The organism is Paenibacillus sp. FSL H8-0280 (assembly GCF_045040665.1).
GTDB lineage: Bacteria > Bacillota > Bacilli > Paenibacillales > Paenibacillaceae > Paenibacillus > Paenibacillus xylanexedens_A.
On the sequence record NZ_CP150296.1, the window covers coordinates 2,151,235 to 2,171,416 of the forward strand.

Consider the following 20,182-nt stretch of genomic DNA (forward strand, 5'->3'; position numbering starts at 1 on the left):
AATGGTAAGACAGAGAGCAGCAACGATGATACTGTTGGCTCTGCTTGTGCTCGTTCTGACGGCATGTAGCAAGGCATCAGAAGTAACAGAAGCAACGCCTCCGCAACAGGATACACCTGTGGAAGAGAGTGGTACACAAACGATTGAGCATCTTAAAGGAACAGCGGTTGTACCGCAAAAAATAGAGCGTATGGTGGTATTGTCTGCTGCTTACATCGATCACATGTTGACGATTGGTGAGAAACCAGCAGGCGTTAATGTTGAAGTTCGTTACGAAGGAGATTATTTGCCTTACCTTGCAGATCAGCTTACTGGTGTTCCAACGGTAGGGTCGGCAGACAGTCCTAACCTGGAGGCTATCCTTCAGATTGATCCGGATGTCATCGTTATTGAGAGTCGAACTGCGGAGAGTACGTATGAACAGTTGGAGAAAATCGCTCCAACGATTGTACTTGGTACCGAATGGCTGGATTATGAAGATGATTCAACATATTGGACACAGGATCTGTTGACTATTGCCGGGATGTACAACAAAGTGGATCTGGCAAAAGAAAAGATAGCCGAGGTAGAACAGCAGGCGAAGCAACTAAAAGCGAAGATCGAACAACTGGATCAAAAAAAGTTGGCTTATCTGCGTGTAAGAGAGAAGACCTTGCAAATATACGCGGCAAAAGGACATCCAACCAACACACTTTTGTATCATGATCTTGGATTTGTGCCAACGACTGTGACACCTGCCGAACAACGTGAGGACCTGTCCATGGAGAAAATTGCAGATGTGGATGCTGATTTCGTAGTTCTGGAGATTGACCCGAATGCCGATGAGTATGTAAACAACATCAACGCAAGCTCACTCTGGAAGGCAGTACCGGCTGTTGGTGCAGACCAGGTCTATACGACAGATTCGTTCTGGTTGTTTAAGGGCTGGGGAGCAATTGGGCGAAGCGAGATTATCAACGAAGTTGAAGACATGATTAATAGATGAGACATTATCCAAGACATGATTATTCAGAGATGTCGGAAGTGTTACAGCAATTTTTTGTGACGACGATCCAAGCGACTTGTGATGATTCCAAGTATCCTTTCCATGTGAAAGATCTGCTGAATGAAGAGAAACGAAACTTGATATTGCGTGAACAGGCTATGCAGCAAGGGCTTCAATTGGGCGGAAGAGGAAGTGCGGCCGTCGGTACACTTTTTGCCAAACGTTACTCCGTATTCGTGATGTCCGTAATTTCAGCATTCAGTCTATACGATACTATACTTAGCGTTGCAGACGATGATGTGCGGTTTGAATTGAATGGTGCAGGTGGCATGCGATATGAGACTCTGCTGGAGAGAACCTCTCTGAAGGGTGAAGATCCTGTTCAGCGCAGGTCAGAGAGTGGCTTGCTCAAGAAAAGATTGCTGCTACATCTGGAACCTGTCCTGCGAGCGGTAGCCGTCGCTACAAGAGCGAGCGATAAGGTCATGTGGTCTCTCGTTGCCCATAATGTGCAACAATTGTATGCACGTATGATCAATGATCAGAGCATTTGGAAGACAGATGAACGGCTTGCAAAGATTCAAGAAGATCAGAGCCTCTGGCTGGATCGGCAAAACGATAATGCATGTACATTTGCCAATGAGCTGCAGTGCTTCGAACATTCCGGGTGGCAGGGACCTCCGTTCCTGCTACGCCGATATTGTTGTTTGGCTTATCTGGTTGGAAACGGAAGTCATACACATGGGTATTGTAATAGTTGTCCGAAGCTGGATTCGGAATCCCGATTGCGTAAACTTCTCCAGCAGTGAACAGACACTCTTGTACCGCATGGTACGAATCAGTTTCAGACAATCCATGTTCTCTTCGGTTTCCAGTGGATAGAATCTATGATTGACAAGCTACACAACCTGCAGCGGCTTGAGCCAGCGTCTGCGGGTTTGTTGGCTTTGTACAAGTTCACGATACCTTTGCATTGAGGGATAGTATTCGTTATACTTCAAGCTATTGATCAATTAATCACTAACTATTGGAGGGCGGATTATCATGGCAAAGGATGCAGCAGCGTCGGTTAACCGGCGAAATGATATTATCTCTGCAGCAATTGACGTCTTCGCGGAAATTGGCTATTATCGTGCGACTACAGCCCAGGTGGCTGAACGGGCACAGATCTCACAGCCGTATATATTTCGTTTTTTCAAAACAAAAGAAGCTTTATTATTAACTGCAATTGAGGTCTCATGGACACGGGTGATTGATTCGTTTCGAATTGTGGTGGAGACGGCGACACCAGATCAGTTAGAGAGTGATCTCATTGAAGCCTATGATAAGATTCTGGAATCGCACAAGAGCGAAATATTGCTTCAGATGCAGGCGCAAACGATCCGGGAAGAAGTCATTCGTCAGGCGATGCAAAAAGGCATTAGTGATGTACGAAGTATGGTACTGGAAGCTTTCACCGTTGCAGGAATTGCTGAACCGCTGAAAAGAACCATGATTTTTCTGGCAATCGGGATGTTGTGTAATGTATCTAATGCACTGGATATGCCGGAGCTGAAGGAACGATAGAGAGGGAGGTAAAGTCCCTTTTTATATTTTAGTTATTGATCAATCACTAATTCTGGTTTATATTGTTTTCAGGTAAGTAATCGATCAATAACTAAATGGATGAAAGAGGTCGATCTACGATGAAAAAAGCTATTGTTATTGGAGCCACAGGTGGAACAGGTGCAGCAATTACGGAGGAATTGATTAAACGAGGAATTTCTACGATTGCATTTGGGCGCACCCGTCAAAAACTGGAGCAACTTGCGGTAAAGTTGGGATCGCCAGATCACCTGCAAATCGCAGTGGGAGATGCATTTCGGTCGGATGATATTATCGTTGCTTCCCAGGAAGCGGATGTCATGTTTCATTGTGCGAACGTCCCGTATAACGAGATGGGGAGTAGGCTTATTCCGCTTGGCGAATCCGTGATGGCGGCGGCAGAACACTTGGGGCTGAACGTGGTTGTAATAGATGGAATCTACCCCTATGGCAGAAGACAAATGAACGAGGTAACAGAAGAACATCCGAAGCAGCCACATACCCGCAAAGGCAAGACACGATTTGCCTATGAACAGATGTTATTCAGCACAAGATGGAGCAGAGCTCAGGTGATGATCGTTCGTTTGCCAGATTACTATGGCCCAACGGCCAATCAAGCTTCCTATCTGGGTTCAACGCTTGAAGCGATAGCAAAAGGTAAGATGGCTTTTTTTATCGGGAATATGAAGGTACCGAGAGAGTATATTTATTTGCCGGATGCTGCGGTCATGGTAGTGGAGCTGGCAAGCAGAGATACGACGTATGGACAGAACTGGAACATTCCTGGATCGGGGATCATCTCGGGTCATGAGATTGTGCGTATGGCACAGAAGGCTGCGGGGAGAAGAAAACCTGTGATGACATTAGGAAAAGTGGGATTGTCGGTGATTGGACTAGGTGTACCCGTTATGAAAGAAATTGTAGAAATGTTATATCTGACCGAGGAACCCCTGATCTTGAGTAGACAGAAGTATGAGGAACGGATTGGCCCGGTTGTGGCAACATCTTTTGAAGAAGGAATTGCGTTGACGATTAAGGAGTTGGAGTTGCAGGGGGAGTAGAGGGGAATATATTTTTCGGAGAAAAGTAATTGATTGATCACTAACTGTGAAGGTTTTATAGGTATATTGAACAGGGGCGCACAAAGCTAGTCCAGGGCATAGAGTGTACTATTGTAAAATGCGGGGATTTGACGTGGTGTACAAGGAGGGGGGATTCTCTTGTGAGCGGTATATCCAAAAGGAAACGCAAAATTTCCTCAATCAGTACAGGTAAACGGAAAGCAAAAAAATCAAAAAAGCACTCTATCCCAAAGAAGAAGAGTAAGTCTTGTAAGAAAAGCAGACGTAAATGCAAAAAAAAGAAAAGTCACAGGATTCCTTTCCTTCGCGGCCCACGGGGTTATCAAGGAATGAGAGGATTCACAGGAGCAACAGGTGCTACGGGGTTAACCGGAGACCCTGGGTATCCCAGCATATGGGGAGCAACCATTTTAACAGGACGGACCGGAGTAACTGGAACCACGGGAAGTACCGGAATAACTGGAGTCACAGGTGCAACAGCAGCTACCGGACTGACGGGAACCACAGGTGTGACTGGAACTACAGGATTTACAGGTCCGACCGGTCCAACGGGTGAGTCGGGAGCAACTGGATCTACAGGAAGCACAGGAGTGACAGGTGCGACTGGCACTGGATCAACTGGAGTCACAGGAACAACTGGCGCAACTGGAATTACCGGATTTGGTGTTACAGGCGTGACCGGTGCTACAGGAAATACCGGTATAACCGGCTTTACAGGTCCAACTGGAGTTGCAGGATTAGCTGGGGCTACCGGGTTCACTGGAGCAACTGGTCCAACTGGGATTGGTGTGATGGGACTAACGGGATCTACTGGTGAAACAGGATTCACGGGAGTGACTGGAGCGACTGGACCAACCGGAGCGACGGGTCTAATAGGTATTACAGGTGCGACTGGATTAACGGGAAGTACTGGCGAAATTGGAATCACAGGCCCGTCCGGAGCAACTGGTATTACTGGAACCACAGGTAACAGTGGCGTAACGGGAACGACAGGTACTACGGGCGCGACCGGCCCAACCGGTGAGACAGGTATCACCGGAGTTACAGGCGCTACAGGATTTACTGGGGCAATAGGAGCAACGGGAAGTACGGGTCCAACTGGAAATGCTGGCATAACCGGCACGACAGGGATAACAGGTGCGATTGGCGCAACTGGTGCCACTGGGGGGATTGGGTCTTCGGGAGTTACTGGAATTACGGGTGTAACCGGATCTACTGGAAGTACTGGTGAGACGGGGCTAACAGGAGTCACAGGTCCAACTGGTGTCACTGGCACGACTGGCTTAACTGGCGCAACTGGTACTACTGGAGAAACAGGCAACACAGGAACGACAGGATTTACTGGTGCGACCGGAGCGACTGGCGTCACTGGAGAGACGGGTCTAACAGGTATTACGGGTGAGACTGGAGTTACAGGAAGCACTGGTACTTCTGGAACAACAGGTACTACGGGGGCAACTGGATTAACTGGTGTGACGGGAGCAACCGGCGAAACAGGCACGACAGGCATCACTGGCGTTACTGGAAATACTGGTGCTTCAGGGATTACTGGATTTACGGGTAGTACAGGTGCGACCGGCACGACTGGTTTGACAGGATTCACCGGAGCGACAGGAAGTACTGGTGAGGCGGGGCTGACAGGAGTTACAGGTACGACCGGATTAACTGGCGTTACGGGTACCACGGGTGTAACCGGTTCTACTGGAATTACAGGCCTCACGGGAATTACTGGAGCAACTGGTGCTATTGGCACTACCGGTATCACAGGTACGACTGGTGTGTCAGGACCCACTGGGGATACAGGAGTAACGGGAAATACCGGTACCACAGGAATAACTGGCATTACCGGAGCAACTGGTGCCACTGGAGAGACGGGTCTAACTGGGAACACCGGCACGACAGGTGTGACAGGACCGACCGGGGCTACTGGAGCAACGGGTACCACCGGAGTTACAGGTGCTACAGGATCTACTGGAGCGATAGGGGCAACGGGAAGTACAGGTACAACCGGCGTTACTGGCATAACAGGTACGACTGGTACTACGGGAGTTACAGGCATAACCGGCAATACTGGTGTAACAGGAGCCACAGGAATTACTGGAGATACAGGTCAAACAGGGGTCACAGGAACGACAGGTGTGACGGGATCAACTGGCGCAACTGGAGAAACGGGGATTTCAGGTGCAACCGGAGTTAGTGGCACAACAGGAATTACCGGAGCTACCGGACTGACTGGTGTCACTGGGGAGACGGGTCTAACAGGAGGTACAGGTGCAACTGGTATTACAGGTCCTACGGGTGCGGCTGGACCAACTGGTATTACCGGAAACACGGGTATCACAGGCGTGACCGGAGCCACTGGTGCGACTGGTATCACAGGAACCACGGGTACAGCTGGTGTAACTGGCCCAACAGGTGCGACTGGAGAAACAGGAGTCACAGGTGTCACCGGAGAAACGGGTCTAACTGGGACTACAGGTGTAACGGGCTCAACCGGTTCGACTGGCCCAACAGGAGAGACAGGACTAACAGGTATAACTGGAGCTCCTGGAAGTACGGGCGCGACAGGAACAACTGGTGTTACAGGTGCAACCGGAGTTAGTGGCACAACAGGAATTGCTGGTGTAACTGGAGTGACAGGACTCACCGGGGTTACTGGTTCAACTGGTAATACCGGAGCTACGGGCATAACCGGGGTCACCGGCGAAACAGGGCCAACCGGCACAACTGGCTTAACTGGCGTTACGGGTACAATTGGTGTGACCGGAGCAACAGGCCTCACTGGAGAGACTGGAGCTACAGGTCTGACGGGAAATACAGGACCAACGGGTGACACCGGATTTACGGGTCCAACAGGTGAAACAGGAATAACTGGAGTTACTGGTCCTACTGGAGCAACCGGAGCTACTGGAGATACAGGTTCAACAGGGGTCACAGGTACGACTGGTGTGACGGGACCGACCGGTGCAACTGGGGCAACGGGAATTACAGGTGCGGCTGGACTAACTGGTATTACCGGAACCACGGGTGTCACAGGAGGTACCGGAGCTACAGGGATTGCGGGAACGACCGGGGCCACTGGTGTTACTGGGGAGACCGGTCTAACAGGAGTCACTGGTGTCACCGGGGAAACGGGTATAACTGGGGCCACAGGTGTAACGGGCCCTACCGGTTCGACTGGCCCTACAGGAGAGACGGGGTTAACCGGGGTCACAGGTCCGACTGGTGTGACGGGACTGAACGGTGCAACTGGAGAAACTGGAATTACAGGTACAACTGGCATTACCGGAACCACGGGTATTACAGGAGGTACTGGAGCTACAGGAATTACAGGAGTAACCGGAGCAACAGGTGTCACTGGAGATACGGGTCTAACAGGGGGGACAGGTGCAACTGGTATTACAGGTCCTACTGGTGCGACTGGAGAAACAGGAATTACAGGTGCCACGGGAGTAACCGGCGCAACCGGAACAACTGGTGCAACTGGGCTAACAGGAGTCACTGGTGTCACTGGTGTCACCGGGGCTACTGGTTCAACTGGTAATACCGGAGCTACTGGCATAACCGGGGTCACCGGCGAAACAGGGCCAACCGGTTCGACTGGCTTAACTGGCGTTACGGGTACAATTGGTGTGACCGGAGCAACAGGCCTCACTGGAGAGACCGGAGCAACAGGTCTGACGGGAAATACAGGACCAACGGGTGACACCGGATTTACGGGTCCAACAGGTGAAACAGGAATAACTGGAGTTACTGGTCCTACTGGAGCAACCGGAGCTACTGGAGATACAGGTCCAACAGGGGTCACAGGTACGACTGGTGTAACGGGAGTAACCGGAGCAACAGGTGTCACTGGAGAGACGGGTTTAACAGGAGGTACAGGTGCAACTGGACTAACTGGTATTACCGGAACCACGGGTACAGATGGTGTAACGGGCCCAACAGGTGCCACTGGAGCAACAGGAAGTACAGGTGCCACGGGAGTAACCGGAACAACAGGTGTCACTGGAGAGTCGGGTCTAACAGGAGTCACTGGTGTCACCGGGGAAACGGGTATAACTGGGGCCACAGGTGTAACGGGCCCTACCGGTTCGACTGGCCCTACAGGAGAGACGGGGTTAACCGGGGTCACAGGTCCGACTGGTGTGACGGGACTGAACGGTGCAACTGGAGAAACTGGAATTACTGGAACCACGGGTATCATAGGCGTGACCGGAGCTACTGGACTGACTGGTGTCACTGGGGAAACGGGTCTAACAGGATTCACAGGCGCGACGGGACCGACGGGATCGACTGGGGCGACAGGAGCAACCGGAATTACAGGTATCTCGGGAGTGACTGGCGTAACCGGAACGACAGGTGTTACTGGAGAAACAGGGTTCACAGGACTGACGGGAGCGACCGGGGCCCCTGGTGTTACTGGGGAGACCGGTCTAACAGGAAACACAGGTGTAACGGGCCCTACCGGTTCGATTGGCCCAACTGGTGAAACAGGACCAACAGGCACGACTGGTTTAACTGGCGTAACGGGACCAACTGGTATTACGGGAGTAACGGGAGTAACCGGAACAACTGGTGTCACTGGAGAGTCGGGTCTAACAGGAGTCACTGGTGTCACCGGGGAAACGGGTATAACTGGGGCCACAGGTGTAACGGGCCCTACCGGTTCGACTGGCCCTACAGGAGAGACGGGGTTAACCGGGGTCACAGGTCCGACTGGTGTGACGGGACTGAACGGTGCAACTGGAATTACTGGAACCACGGGTATCACAGGCGTGACCGGAGCTACTGGACTGACTGGTGTCACTGGGGAAACGGGTCTAACAGGATTCACAGGCGCGACGGGACCGACGGGATCGACTGGGGCGACAGGAGCAACCGGAATTACAGGTATCTCGGGAGTGACTGGCGTAACCGGAACGACAGGTGTTACTGGAGAAACAGGGTTCACAGGACTGACGGGAGCGACCGGGGCCCCTGGTGTTACTGGGGAGACCGGTCTAACAGGAAACACAGGTGTAACGGGCCCTACCGGTTCGATTGGCCCAACTGGTGAAACAGGACCAACAGGCACGACTGGTTTAACTGGCGTAACGGGAACAACTGGTATTGCGGGAGTAACCGGAGCAACTGGTGTAACTGGAGTCACAGGTGTAACAGGCTCTACTGGTTCGACTGGTCCAACAGGAGAGATAGGACTGACAGGTATAACTGGAACTACTGGAAGTACGGGCGCGATGGGAACAACTGGTGTTACAGGTGCAACTGGAGGTAGTGGCACAACAGGAATTACTGGTATAACTGGCGCGACAGGACTCACCGGGTCTACTGGTTCAACTGGTATTACCGGAGCAACAGGCGTCACTGGAGAGACGGGTCTAACTGGGAGCACAGGAGCCACAGGAATTACTGGTGCAACCGGAATTACTGGAGCTACAGGTCCAACAGGGGTCACAGGTACGACAGGTGTGACGGGACCGACCGGTGCAACTGGAGAAACGGGAATTACAGGTTCGACTGGCCCAACTGGTGAAACAGGACCGACGGGCACAACTGGTGCAATTGGTATTACAGGTCCTACTGGTGCGACTGGAGAAACAGGAAGTACAGGTGCCGCGGGAGTAACCGGCGCAACCGGAACAACTGGTGCAACTGGGCTAACAGGAGTCACTGGTGCCACCGGGGCTACAGGTGCAACGGGATCTACCGGTTTGACTGGCCCAACAGGAGAGACAGGGCTAACAGGTATAACTGGAAGTACGGGTGCGACGGGAACAACTGGTGTTACAGGTGCAACCGGAGTTAGTGGCATAACCGGGGTCACCGGTGAAACAGGACCAACAGGTACGATTGGTGCAACGGGTATCACGGGAGTTACTGGTGTAACAGGAGCCACAGGAATTACTGGTGCAACCGGAACTACTGGAGCTACAGGTCCAACAGGGGTGACAGGTACGACTGGTGTGACGGGATCAACTGGAGAAACAGGGCTCACAGGACCAACCGGTGCGACTGGCTTAACTGGAGTTACGGGTACAACAGGTACGACTGGAGCAACGGGAAGTACGGGTACTACGGGAGCTACTGGTGTGACGGGAACAACTGGCATCACAGGTCTAACAGGAATTACTGGTCCAACTGGTGTTACGGGATTAACTGGAGCCACTGGTGCGACTGGCATAACCGGAGTCACAGGTACGACTGGAGTTACAGGAGCAACGGGGAGTACGGGTTCCACAGGAATAACTGGCGTAACCGGGCCGACTGGTGCTACTGGAATTACTGGGGTTACAGGTAATACAGGATTTACTGGAACGACGGGAGCAACTGGTGCCACAGGAGAGACGGGTGTAACAGGCGCTACCGGTACGACTGGTGTGACGGGGCCCACCGGGGCTACTGGAGCAACAGGAACCACGGGCATTATAGGAGAGACGGGTGTAACAGGCGCTACCGGTACGACAGGTGTAACGGGACCAACCGGTGCCACTGGAATAACCGGCACGGCAGGACCAACTGGTGCGACCGGATCTACGGGAGTTACTGGCGTAACCGGCTCGACTGGAGAGACGGGTGCAACAGGCGTTACCGGCACGACAGGACCAACCGGATCCACTGGTGCGACTGGCATAACCGGAGTCACAGGTACGACTGGTGCTACAGGTGCCACCGGCACAACTGGCCAAACTGGTGAGACGGGTCTAACAGGGGTCACAGGTACGACTGGTGTGACGGGACCCACCGGGGCTACTGGAGCAACGGGAACTACGGGAGTTACAGGCGTAACCGGCGCGACTGGTGCCACTGGCATAACCGGCACAACTGGCGTAACTGGTGTTACGGGTACAACAGGTACGACTGGAGCAACAGGAACCACGGGTATTACAGGAGAGACGGGTGTAACAGGCGTAACCGGCCCGACAGGTGTAACGGGACCAACCGGCGCGACTGGAACAGCAGGAACCACGGGTATTACTGGCGCGACCGGAGCAACTGGAGAAACAGGAATAACGGGAGCTACAGGAGTTACAGGAATAACCGGAACAGCAGGCATTACGGGAGCTACTGGTTCTACAGGTGCAACTGGGGTTACAGGCATCACAGGAGCAACCGGGCCCAACTTTGCAACACAAGGGTTCTCGGCCTTCCTGGCTACACTTTCGACAGCAACCAGCACTCAGTTAACCAACTGGACGACCACGGCTCCTTATTACGGTAATGCCAACTTCAATGCAACCACAGGAAACTATACCGTCCCGGTAACCGGAAGATACTCCATTGTGGCCACGATCAATTATGCAACGACTGCAGCGATTGCTCTATCTCTGGGTGCAGGCGTTAACCCAGCCTTTCTTGTACAGAGAACATCCCCTACGGTAACGACACTTGTCAGTGGTTTGTTGCCCGTCCTAAATGTCGCGATTACGCTACTCACACTGCGGGCAGTGCTGGGAAGTGGTTCAGTGACTTTGGCAGTAGAAGTCGCATTAAATGCGGGAGATGTGATTGGACTGTTCTATGCTGCAAACGGGTTGACGATTACATTGAACCTGGGCAGTGGTGCTACAAATGGCATTGTGTGGTCTGTGCATGAGATTACCTAAACACCTCTCAACGGATTGCGCCTATGGACAAATTCGTAAAGTTGTAATAAGTTAGTTTGAAGATATTCGAAATATCTTTTGGAAAGTGGACTAACAAGTGAGGTGGATTTCATGATTCCTATTTTGGGACGCATTAACGAATTAAGTCGAAAACAACGCAGCAGCGTCGGTTTGACAAAAGCAGAAAAAAGCGAGCAGCAGGAGCTTAGAAAACAATATTTACAGGCCATTCGAGGTCAGGTACTGACAACCATGCTGGCAGTATCCGTTGTGGACCCACTGGGTCATGATGTGACCCCTGAGAAATTAACCAACGAAAAATTGCAGCGCCGTGAACAAGCCGGCCAATAGCATTCCTTTAAAAAGACAGACCAAGGTTACATCTTGGTCTGTCTTTTTTTTCTGCAAATGATCCGCTCAGCAGGAACTGCATTAATAATCCAGTTAGGTATTTCGTGCGAATTAACAAGCATGTTAGATATTTTTAGTGTTGATGACAATAAAGCTACCGCAAACTTCAATTCATCCCCGATAACTCATATAATAACGCTAATATATTTCAGAAATACAAAGAAAAAGCACAATTCTCCTCAATATAACTGACAACAAACTTACATCAAATAATCAAAGAAAGACTAGTTCATATATGTATCTCGAAAGGGTTGATGAATCATGAGCCTGGAAGCTTTGAATGAACGTGTGAAGAATGATCTGGATTATTTATCATTTGGTGGCGCGAACTGGGTACGTCCAAGAGAACATGCGGATGGTCATGTCTATGATGTCGTTATTGTGGGTGGAGGCCAGAGTGGTTTAGGGGCGGCATTTGGACTTCTTCGTGAACGGATCTCCAATATTGTTGTCATTGACGAGAATGCATCGGGGCTTGAAGGACCTTGGGAGACTTATGCGCGTATGGTAACTTTGCGCACACCCAAGCATCTGACCTCCATTGATCTGGGGATCCCCTCGTTAACCTTTCGCTCATGGTGGGAAGCACAGGTTGGGCCCGAAGGTTGGGAAGAGGTAGATAAGATCCCGCGTGGGGACTGGATGAATTATTTACGCTGGTATCGGAAAGTATTGAATCTGCCTGTGCTTAATGAGGTGGAATTGACGCTGGTTGAGCCTATGGAGAACGGAATACATCGACTTCATGTGAACAAGGCTGGATCTCAGATGGATGTTATACTTGCTCGCAAAGTAGTGTTTGCTACGGGAATACAAGGTGGTGGAGAGTGGCATGTGCCATCCATGATTGCGGATAGATTACCTCGGGATCGGTATGCCCATACGTCGGAAGCGATTGATTTTGATCAATTAAAAGGTAAAAAGGTTGCTGTACTTGGCGGCGGCGCTTCTGCATTCGATAATGCCAGTTATGCGCTTGCCACCGGTGTGGCGGAAGCTCATGTATTTGTACGGCGGGAACAACTGCCTAGTGTTAATCCCATTCGTCAGATGGAACAATCCGGTATGATCGAGCGATACCACGCTCTTCCGGTTGCTGATAAATATGAAGTGATCTCTCATTTCTTCAAATTCAATCAACCGCCAACCAACGATACGTTTAATCGTGCGGCAGCCTGGCCTGGTTTCGAGCTGCATCTGAACGCTCCATGGCTGAGTGTAGAAGCGACGGACCAAGGCGCGATTGTGCATACCGCACAGGGAGCATATGAGTTTGATTTTCTAATTATTAGCACAGGTCTGCTTAGTGATCCGGCACTCCGTCCTGAACTGAAGCTTGTAGAGCCATACATCGCACGCTGGGAGGACTGTTACCAGGCTCCGCCAGAGCTTCGTAATGCGTTGCTGGACGCACATCCATACCTGAGTTCCGGGTTTGCAATGACAAGCAGGAGTGAACAGGGTGAGAGACCGTTGCACGGACTGTTTGTATTCAACTACTCTGCACTTGCCAGCTGTGGTCTGTCGGCATCGGCAATATCGGGAACGAAGAGTGCAGTGCCGAAACTGGTCTCTGCCATAGCGGATCAATTGTTTCTCGATGATCGAGAGGTTATTTTACAACAATTTTATGCGTATGAAGAACAGGAATTTACGGCTACGTGGGCGAAAAGTGGTGCCCTCGCTGAGTAACGCACTCTATAATATTGTGAACGTGTGGCATCTGATGCTGCACGTTTTTTTGTTTTTCATATGAAGAAGGTTACACTTGCCTTTAATTTGTTGTAAAATGTCGGTTGGAACATGTTAAAGGCAGGGATAATAGATGAATGAAATGAACTATGAACAATTTAGAGCCCATTTGAAGAAAGCGTCGCGTAAACGAAATGTACCTTTGATTAAGATCGTTGCATTTCAAGAGAAATACATGAAGATTGAAGAAGTTCAATTTTACGATGTGGAACAAAATCATATGAGTGTTCAGGCTTGCAATACGTTGTGGATGCATCTGGAGAATAAATCTTTCCGTAATATGGTGTCCCAACATTTGCAGTTTTATAGAGACATGGAGAACCTGGGTCGTCATTCCTTTGAGAATCTGATCAAAGAACTATATGATACGTCTGTTCCTGTGCTGCTTGATTACAATCCCGCTCATTATTACACCTCGGGGCAACTCGCTGAGATTCTGGTCATGGATGAGGAGAGGCTGATTGAACAATTGGAGATGGGCCGATTCAAGGGGGCTTTTATTAATGAAGATGGAAAATGGCTTAAACCCAAACCGGATGCAATGGTTGTAGAGTCATAAACGCCATAAAGGTTTCATGATAAGCAAAATCCTGCAACGCCGCGCATCAAGCGCTGGAGGCTGCAGGATTTTTAATGGAGATTTGAAGGGCACGGCATTCCAACTTTAAAAACATGAAGAGAGAAAGGGACAATTGGACAAGAAAATAAGTCGAAAGATGCGGGCTTTTGAATGTTTTTAAATTATTTTGAATGAAAGTGGTTGTTTTTTGAGGAGTTTATGATACTATAGAAGCAGTTGGAGGAATGAAGATGCTGACTGAAGAACGATATGCTGCAATTATAGAGCGCTTACATTTACAGGGAATTGTGAAATTGCAAGAGCTTGTTGATGTGTTAGGTGCTTCTGAATCAACGATTAGGCGTGACTTGATCGATCTGGAGAGTCGTCAGATGCTCAAACGCATCCACGGCGGTGCCGCACTGGTGAATGAAAAAACGCTGGAACCGGGCATGGAAGAAAAAACGTTCAAAAACATTCAACAAAAAACGACGATTGCCCGTTTGGCTGCACAGGAGATCGAAAATGGCGAATGCATTTATCTGGATGCAGGAACGACAACGTTAGCCATGATTCCTTTTATTGAAGCTAAAGACGTAACGGTTGTTACCAATGGACTTTCACATGTTGAAGCTTTGGTAAGCAAGCGTATTCGCAGTTATTTGCTCGGAGGTATGATGAAAATTCATACAAAAGCAGTCATTGGCAGTATCGCATTACAGAACATGGATAATTTCCGTTTTGATAAATGTTTTCTTGGAAGCAACGGAGTTGATCCCGAAATGGGGTATACAACACCGGATCCGGAGGAAGCCTTGATTAAAAGGCGTGCACATCAATTGTCGGGAAAATCTTATGTGCTGGCTGATTCCAGCAAAATAGGGGAAATTACTTTTGCCAAATTGTTTGATTTGGAGGAGGCCGATTTGATTACCGAGCAGATGCCAGAACATTGGCGGCCTGGAATCGCCCAGAAAACTAAAATAATTGAGGGATAACGATGATATATACGATAACACTTAACCCGTCCATTGATTACATCGTGGAAGTGGATGAGCTGAAGCTTGGCGGATTGAATCGAATGAATCGGGATTTGAAGCTCCCTGGCGGCAAAGGCATTAATGTCTCTCGCATACTGAATCAACTTGGAGCAGATAACACGGCTATTGGTTTCCTTGGTGGATTCACAGGACGTTTCATTAATGACAAGTTGCAAGAAGATAACATTCGGACAGATTTTGTTACGATTGCAGACGATACTCGCATTAACATCAAGCTGAAGCATGGAGAAGAGACAGAGATTAATGGTCTTGGACCTGCAATCAGTGCCGAAGAGGCGGAGCAGTTGCTTCATAAATTGTCTTCGTTGGAAAAAGGAGATATTGTCATTCTCTCCGGAAGTGTACCGCCTTCACTTGGAACGGATTTTTATGATCGTCTCATTAAAGTATGCAAGCAAACGGGTGCCGAATTTGTGATTGATACAACTGGCCCTGCGTTAATGGAAGCTCTTGAACATGCACCATTGCTGGTGAAGCCTAATCATCATGAACTGGCTGAACTGTTCGGTGTAACGATTAATACTCGCGAGGAACTGGTGTTATACGGGCGTAAGTTGCTGGAAGCCGGTGCTAAACATGTGTTGATCTCCATGGCAGGTGAGGGTGCACTATTCATTACCAAAGCGGAAGTTCATCATGCGAATGTGCCAAAAGGCACTGTGAAAAACTCGGTTGGTGCCGGTGACTCCATGATTGGCGGATTCGTAGGTACCTATGTACAGAGCGGAGATTTGCTGGAAGCTTTCCGCACAGGGGTTGCATCTGGAAGCGCAACTGCGTTCTCGGATGATCTGGCAACACGAGAACTGATTGATGAATTGCGCAATCAAGTAACCATTACGACGATCTAGTCTAACGATCATATAAAAGTTTTCATTGTAATTGTAATGTAGTGAGGCCTGCCTAGGCAGGCCGACTGAACTTAAGGGAGTGTACCAAGATGAGAATAACAGACTTGATGATCCAGGAAACGATGATCATGGACCTGCAAGCTACAACCAAAGATGAGGCTATTGATGAACTAATTGCAAGCCTGAACCGGAGCGGACGAATTAATGATCCTGTTCTGTTCAAGGAAATGATCTATAAAAGAGAAGCTGAATCCAGTACAGGTATCGGTGGCGGAATTGCAATGCCACATGCCAAAACAACAGCGGTGAACGAACCAACAGTTGTATTTGCCAAGAGTAGAAAAGGGCTTGATTTTGAAGCGTTGGATGATCAGCCAGCTCATGTGTTCTTCATGATTGCGGCTCCAGAAGGCGCAGGTAATACCCATCTGCGTACGCTTGCAGCTCTTTCCAGGTTGTTGATTGATAGCGATTTCATCTCACAATTGATGAGTACAGATACACCTGCTGAAGTTAGTGCATTGTTTGATGCCAAACAGGCTGAAGCAGCTGAGAAGGAAGCAGCCAAAGAAAAAGCAAAAGCTGAAAAAGCAGCAAATGCCGGATCCACTTCTACTACTGGTCAGCAACAGAATACTTCTGGTGTGATTGTTGGTAATGCCAATTCGGAAGATTTTGTTGTTGCGGTTACAGCCTGTCCAACAGGGATAGCGCATACGTTTATGGCTGAAGATGCACTTAAAAAGAAAGCTCAGGAAATGGGCATTAATATTCGCGTAGAGACAAACGGCTCTGAAGGAGCGCAGAATGTTCTCACTGCTGATGAGATCGCTCGTGCTAAAGGGGTTATCGTTGCCGCAGACAAAAATGTGGAGATGGCACGTTTCGATGGCAAACCGGTATTGCAAAGACCGGTGAGTGATGGAATCCGTAAATCCGAAGAGCTGATTCGCAAGGCCGTTAACGGTGATGCACCGATCTATCGCAGCCAAGGCGGAAATGCCAAGGAAGAGGGCGCAAGCACTGGTAAGATTAGTGTAGGTAGCAAAATCTATAAAGATCTGATGAATGGTATCTCGCATATGCTACCATTCGTTGTAGGTGGCGGTATCCTGCTAGCAATCTCCTTCTTGTTCGAGCAACTCGCTAGCCCTGAGAATCCGATTGTACAATTGCTTCAAACGATCGGTGGCGGAACAGGTGCGTTCCACTTCCTGATTCCGGTACTTGCCGGATTTATCGCGATGAGTATTGGTGATCGCCCGGCCCTGATGCCTGGTATGGTCGGTGGATTGATGGCGGTTAACTCAAACGCCGGTTTCCTTGGTGGTTTGGCTGCCGGTTTCCTGGCGGGTTATGTAGTTATTGGTCTCCGTAAGTTGTTCAAAGGATTGCCTAAAGCGATTGATGGCTTGAAACCAATCTTGCTGTATCCGGTATTTGGTTTGCTGATCGTAGGTGCCATCAGTTTCTATGTCTTTGATCCAATCTTTGGTTCCCTGAACACATGGCTTGTAGATGCATTGGGTAATCTGGGTACAGGTAATGCGGTATTGTTGGGCTTGCTGCTTGGCGGTATGATGTCCATCGATATGGGTGGACCGTTCAACAAAGCGGCTTACACATTCGCTATTGGGGTATTCACATCCAGTGGTAACACAGACGGTGCATGGATGGCAGCGGTTATGGCAGGCGGTATGGTGCCTCCTCTGGCGATTGCACTTGCAACAACATTCTTCAAATCCAAATTTACAGAGCAAGAACGCAAATCAGGCCTGACTAACTATGTACTTGGATTCTCTTTCATTACAGAAGGTGCAATTCCATTTGCTGCGGCTGATCCATTACGTGTATTGACTTCCTGTATTCTGGGTTCCGCTGTTGCTGGCGGATTGACACAACTGTGGAGCATTAATGTACCAGCTCCGCACGGCGGGATCTTTGTTGCAGCACTGGCGAACCACGCACTGTTGTTCTTGCTTGCTGTTGCGATTGGTTCTGTGATCTCCGGTCTGATTCTGGGATTGTGGAAGAAATCACCAACGCTTGTGAAGTAACAAATATAAGAAACATCTCCTGGGTGAAATTCACTTGGGGGATGTTTTTTATTTCAGCTTTTTTGTTAAGTAGTGAAAAGTTGCCTCCGGATTTGTGTAAAATGCTTATTTAGCTTTTACATTCATGTGTGGTAAAATAAATATAATTATATTTTGAAACTATGTTTCGTCTAATGAAACTTATGCAGGAGGAATTGGAATGTCTGATGTAATCAAAAGTCAGGTGCAGAAGCAGTTTGCGAAAAATGCAGGTAAATATGTGACGAGCTCGGGGCATGCCAAAGGTGAGGATCTCGCGTTGCTCGTGGCTTCATCTCAAGCCACTCCGGATATGAACGTGCTGGATATCGCCACTGGAGGAGGGCATGTCGCTAATGCATTGGCTCCACTTGTTCAGCGGGTGACAGCTCTCGATCTAACGGAGGAAATGCTGCAGGTGGCTGAACAATTTATACAGGGCAATGGACACCGTAATGTAGATTTTGTTGCCGGGGATGCAGAGAAGCTGCCATTCGATGATGATGTCTTTGACCTTGTGACCTGTCGAATTGCTGCTCACCATTTTCCGGACGTTTCTTCGTTTGTTCATGAGGCATTACGAGTTATGAAGCCCGGTGGAAGGTTGTTATTCATTGACAACGTGGCACCTGAACGTGATGAGAATGACCAGTTTTACAATGAAGTGGAGAAGTGCCGGGATGCAAGTCATGTTCGAGCATGGCGCAAGACGGAATGGATTCATATGCTGGAGTATGCCGGCTTCCGAATGGAAACGATGGTTTCCTTCCAGAAGCGCTTTAAGTTTGAAGAGTGGTGTAACCGTGCGGCACTGCCGGAACGGGAGAGAAGGGAACTTGAAGCAAGTATGTTGAGTGCACCGTCCATCATCAGAAAGTTTTTCAATTTTGAAGTGACAACAAACGGGAAGCTCGACAGCTTCCAAGGAGAAAGTGTGTATATCCAAGCGATTAAACCGACTCATGTCTGATTAGGTGTCGATAAAATAAAACAAGCAGAGTACCTTGAACAGGTAGTTCTGCTTGTTTTATTTTGTATATTTATAATCAAAGCGACGGTTCAGGGTTTTAGTATAACTTTGGTACATTCGTCTTCATGATCGTTGAAAATGCGGTATGCATCGCTTGCATTCTCCAGTGAAATCCGATGGGAGATGATCTCGGTTGGATCAAATTCACCAGCAGTGATTTTGCGGAACAATTCAGGCATGTAATGTATAACAGGAGCTTGTCCCATTTTAAGATTGATATTGCGTTCAAACAAATTACCTAACGGAAACATGTTGTAGGAAGAGCCATATACACCCGTAAGTTGGAGTGTACCGAATTTCCGGATTGCTTTCATGCCGATTTCGATCGCACTCAGTGAACCGCCATGAAGTTTCAGCTTCTGTCCGATCTCCTCCAGCGTGGTTTTTTTACCATCCATACCTACACAATCGATAACAACGTCGGTTCCGCCTTGTGTAATCTCACGAATGTGCTCACCCATATCATCGTAATCTTCGAAATTAAAGATCTCTGCATCGTTTAAACGTTTGGCTTTCTCCAGTCGATAGGGCAGGCGATCCACAGCAATAACACGTTTGGCACCTTTCATCCAGGCGAACTTCTGCGTCATCAGCCCAATGGGCCCACTACCGAGTACAGTGACCGTATCTCCCGGTTTAACTCCGGCATTCTCCACGCTCCAATATGCGGTTGGAAGAACATCGGACAGGAATAATAAAGCTTCATCTTCCAGTTCACAGGATTCAGGAATCACAAACGGAGTGAAGTTTCCGTAGGGAACACGCAATAATTCTGCCTGACCTCCGGGGTGATTTCCGTAGCGTTCGGTGAATCCGAAATATCCACCTGTATGAATATCCGGATTACCATTGGAATTATCGCACTGGCTCTCCATGTCATGATTGCAATAGAAGCATTCACCACAAGCGATGTTAAAAGGCAGGACCACACGGTCCCCCTTCTTCACACGTGTCACTTCTGGACCTACTTCTTCTACAATGCCCATCGGTTCATGACCGATAACGTAATCTTTGGCAGCAGGCAAGGCTCCCTGATAAATATGCAAATCGGATCCACATATAGCTGTGGAAGTAATACGAACGATAATGTCATCCTTCTGTTGCAGTTTGGGATCTTCAACCTCTTTGACTTGAATGTCCTTGATTCCCTGAAACGTAACGGCTCTCATCTTTCATATTCCTCCTTAT

The 20,182-nt window shown here is 49.0% G+C and carries 13 protein-coding genes; 12 read left to right on the top strand and 1 reads right to left on the bottom strand.

All coding sequences use genetic code 11. The features are described 5' to 3' along the window. The first annotated feature begins 1 nt into the window (after position 1). The 12 genes from MHI12_RS09700 (at position 2) to MHI12_RS09755 (ending at position 18,934) form a co-directional block, all read left to right on the top strand. Positions 2-985 carry an ABC transporter substrate-binding protein gene (locus MHI12_RS09700; protein WP_405172253.1) on the top strand — a complete coding sequence of 328 codons (984 nt, stop codon included), beginning with the start codon at positions 2-4 and terminating at the stop codon, positions 983-985. Positions 986-1,014: 29 nt separating this feature from the next. After that, positions 1,015-1,794 carry a hypothetical protein gene (locus MHI12_RS09705; RefSeq protein WP_405172254.1) on the top strand — a complete coding sequence of 260 codons (780 nt, stop codon included), beginning with the start codon at positions 1,015-1,017 and terminating at the stop codon, positions 1,792-1,794. Positions 1,795-2,029: 235 nt separating this feature from the next. Further along, positions 2,030-2,551, top strand: coding sequence for a TetR/AcrR family transcriptional regulator (locus MHI12_RS09710; protein ID WP_405172255.1), 522 nt, complete (start codon positions 2,030-2,032; stop codon positions 2,549-2,551). Between the two features lie 119 nt (positions 2,552-2,670). Next, the gene (locus MHI12_RS09715) at positions 2,671-3,630 is read left to right on the top strand and encodes an SDR family NAD(P)-dependent oxidoreductase (protein ID WP_405172256.1); all 960 of its coding nucleotides are present in this window, start codon (positions 2,671-2,673) and stop codon (positions 3,628-3,630) included. A 350-nt stretch (positions 3,631-3,980) separates the two neighbouring features. Further along, positions 3,981-11,255, top strand: a complete 7,275-nt coding sequence (locus MHI12_RS09720) for a hypothetical protein (RefSeq protein WP_405172257.1) — start codon at positions 3,981-3,983, stop codon at positions 11,253-11,255. A 111-nt stretch (positions 11,256-11,366) separates the two neighbouring features. Continuing rightward, complete coding sequence (locus MHI12_RS09725; protein WP_047842338.1) at positions 11,367-11,606, top strand: DUF896 domain-containing protein; 240 nt, start codon at positions 11,367-11,369, stop codon at positions 11,604-11,606. 321 nt (positions 11,607-11,927) lie between these two features. After that, positions 11,928-13,358, top strand: a complete 1,431-nt coding sequence (locus MHI12_RS09730) for an NAD(P)-binding domain-containing protein (protein ID WP_405172258.1) — start codon at positions 11,928-11,930, stop codon at positions 13,356-13,358. Between the two features lie 133 nt (positions 13,359-13,491). Beyond that, complete coding sequence (locus MHI12_RS09735) at positions 13,492-13,977, top strand: hypothetical protein (RefSeq protein ID WP_315936524.1); 486 nt, start codon at positions 13,492-13,494, stop codon at positions 13,975-13,977. A gap of 251 nt (positions 13,978-14,228) precedes the next feature. Then, a complete protein-coding gene (locus tag MHI12_RS09740) occupies positions 14,229-14,975 on the top strand; it encodes a DeoR/GlpR family DNA-binding transcription regulator (RefSeq protein ID WP_017689448.1) in 747 nt (248 codons plus the stop codon). 2 nt (positions 14,976-14,977) lie between these two features. Continuing rightward, the gene (gene pfkB / locus MHI12_RS09745) at positions 14,978-15,889 is read left to right on the top strand and encodes a 1-phosphofructokinase (RefSeq protein ID WP_341006753.1); all 912 of its coding nucleotides are present in this window, start codon (positions 14,978-14,980) and stop codon (positions 15,887-15,889) included. 89 nt (positions 15,890-15,978) lie between these two features. Beyond that, positions 15,979-17,946 (top strand): fructose-specific PTS transporter subunit EIIC, encoded by a 1,968-nt coding sequence (locus tag MHI12_RS09750; protein WP_405172259.1) that lies wholly within the window; start codon positions 15,979-15,981, stop codon positions 17,944-17,946. 199 nt (positions 17,947-18,145) lie between these two features. After that, a complete protein-coding gene (locus tag MHI12_RS09755; RefSeq protein ID WP_405172260.1) occupies positions 18,146-18,934 on the top strand; it encodes a class I SAM-dependent methyltransferase in 789 nt (262 codons plus the stop codon). Between the two features lie 89 nt (positions 18,935-19,023). Here the strand turns inward: MHI12_RS09755 and MHI12_RS09760 are convergent, their stop codons facing one another. Then, complete coding sequence (locus MHI12_RS09760) at positions 19,024-20,163, bottom strand: zinc-dependent alcohol dehydrogenase (protein ID WP_036609757.1); 1,140 nt, start codon at positions 20,161-20,163, stop codon at positions 19,024-19,026. Positions 20,164-20,182: the final 19 nt, after the last annotated feature.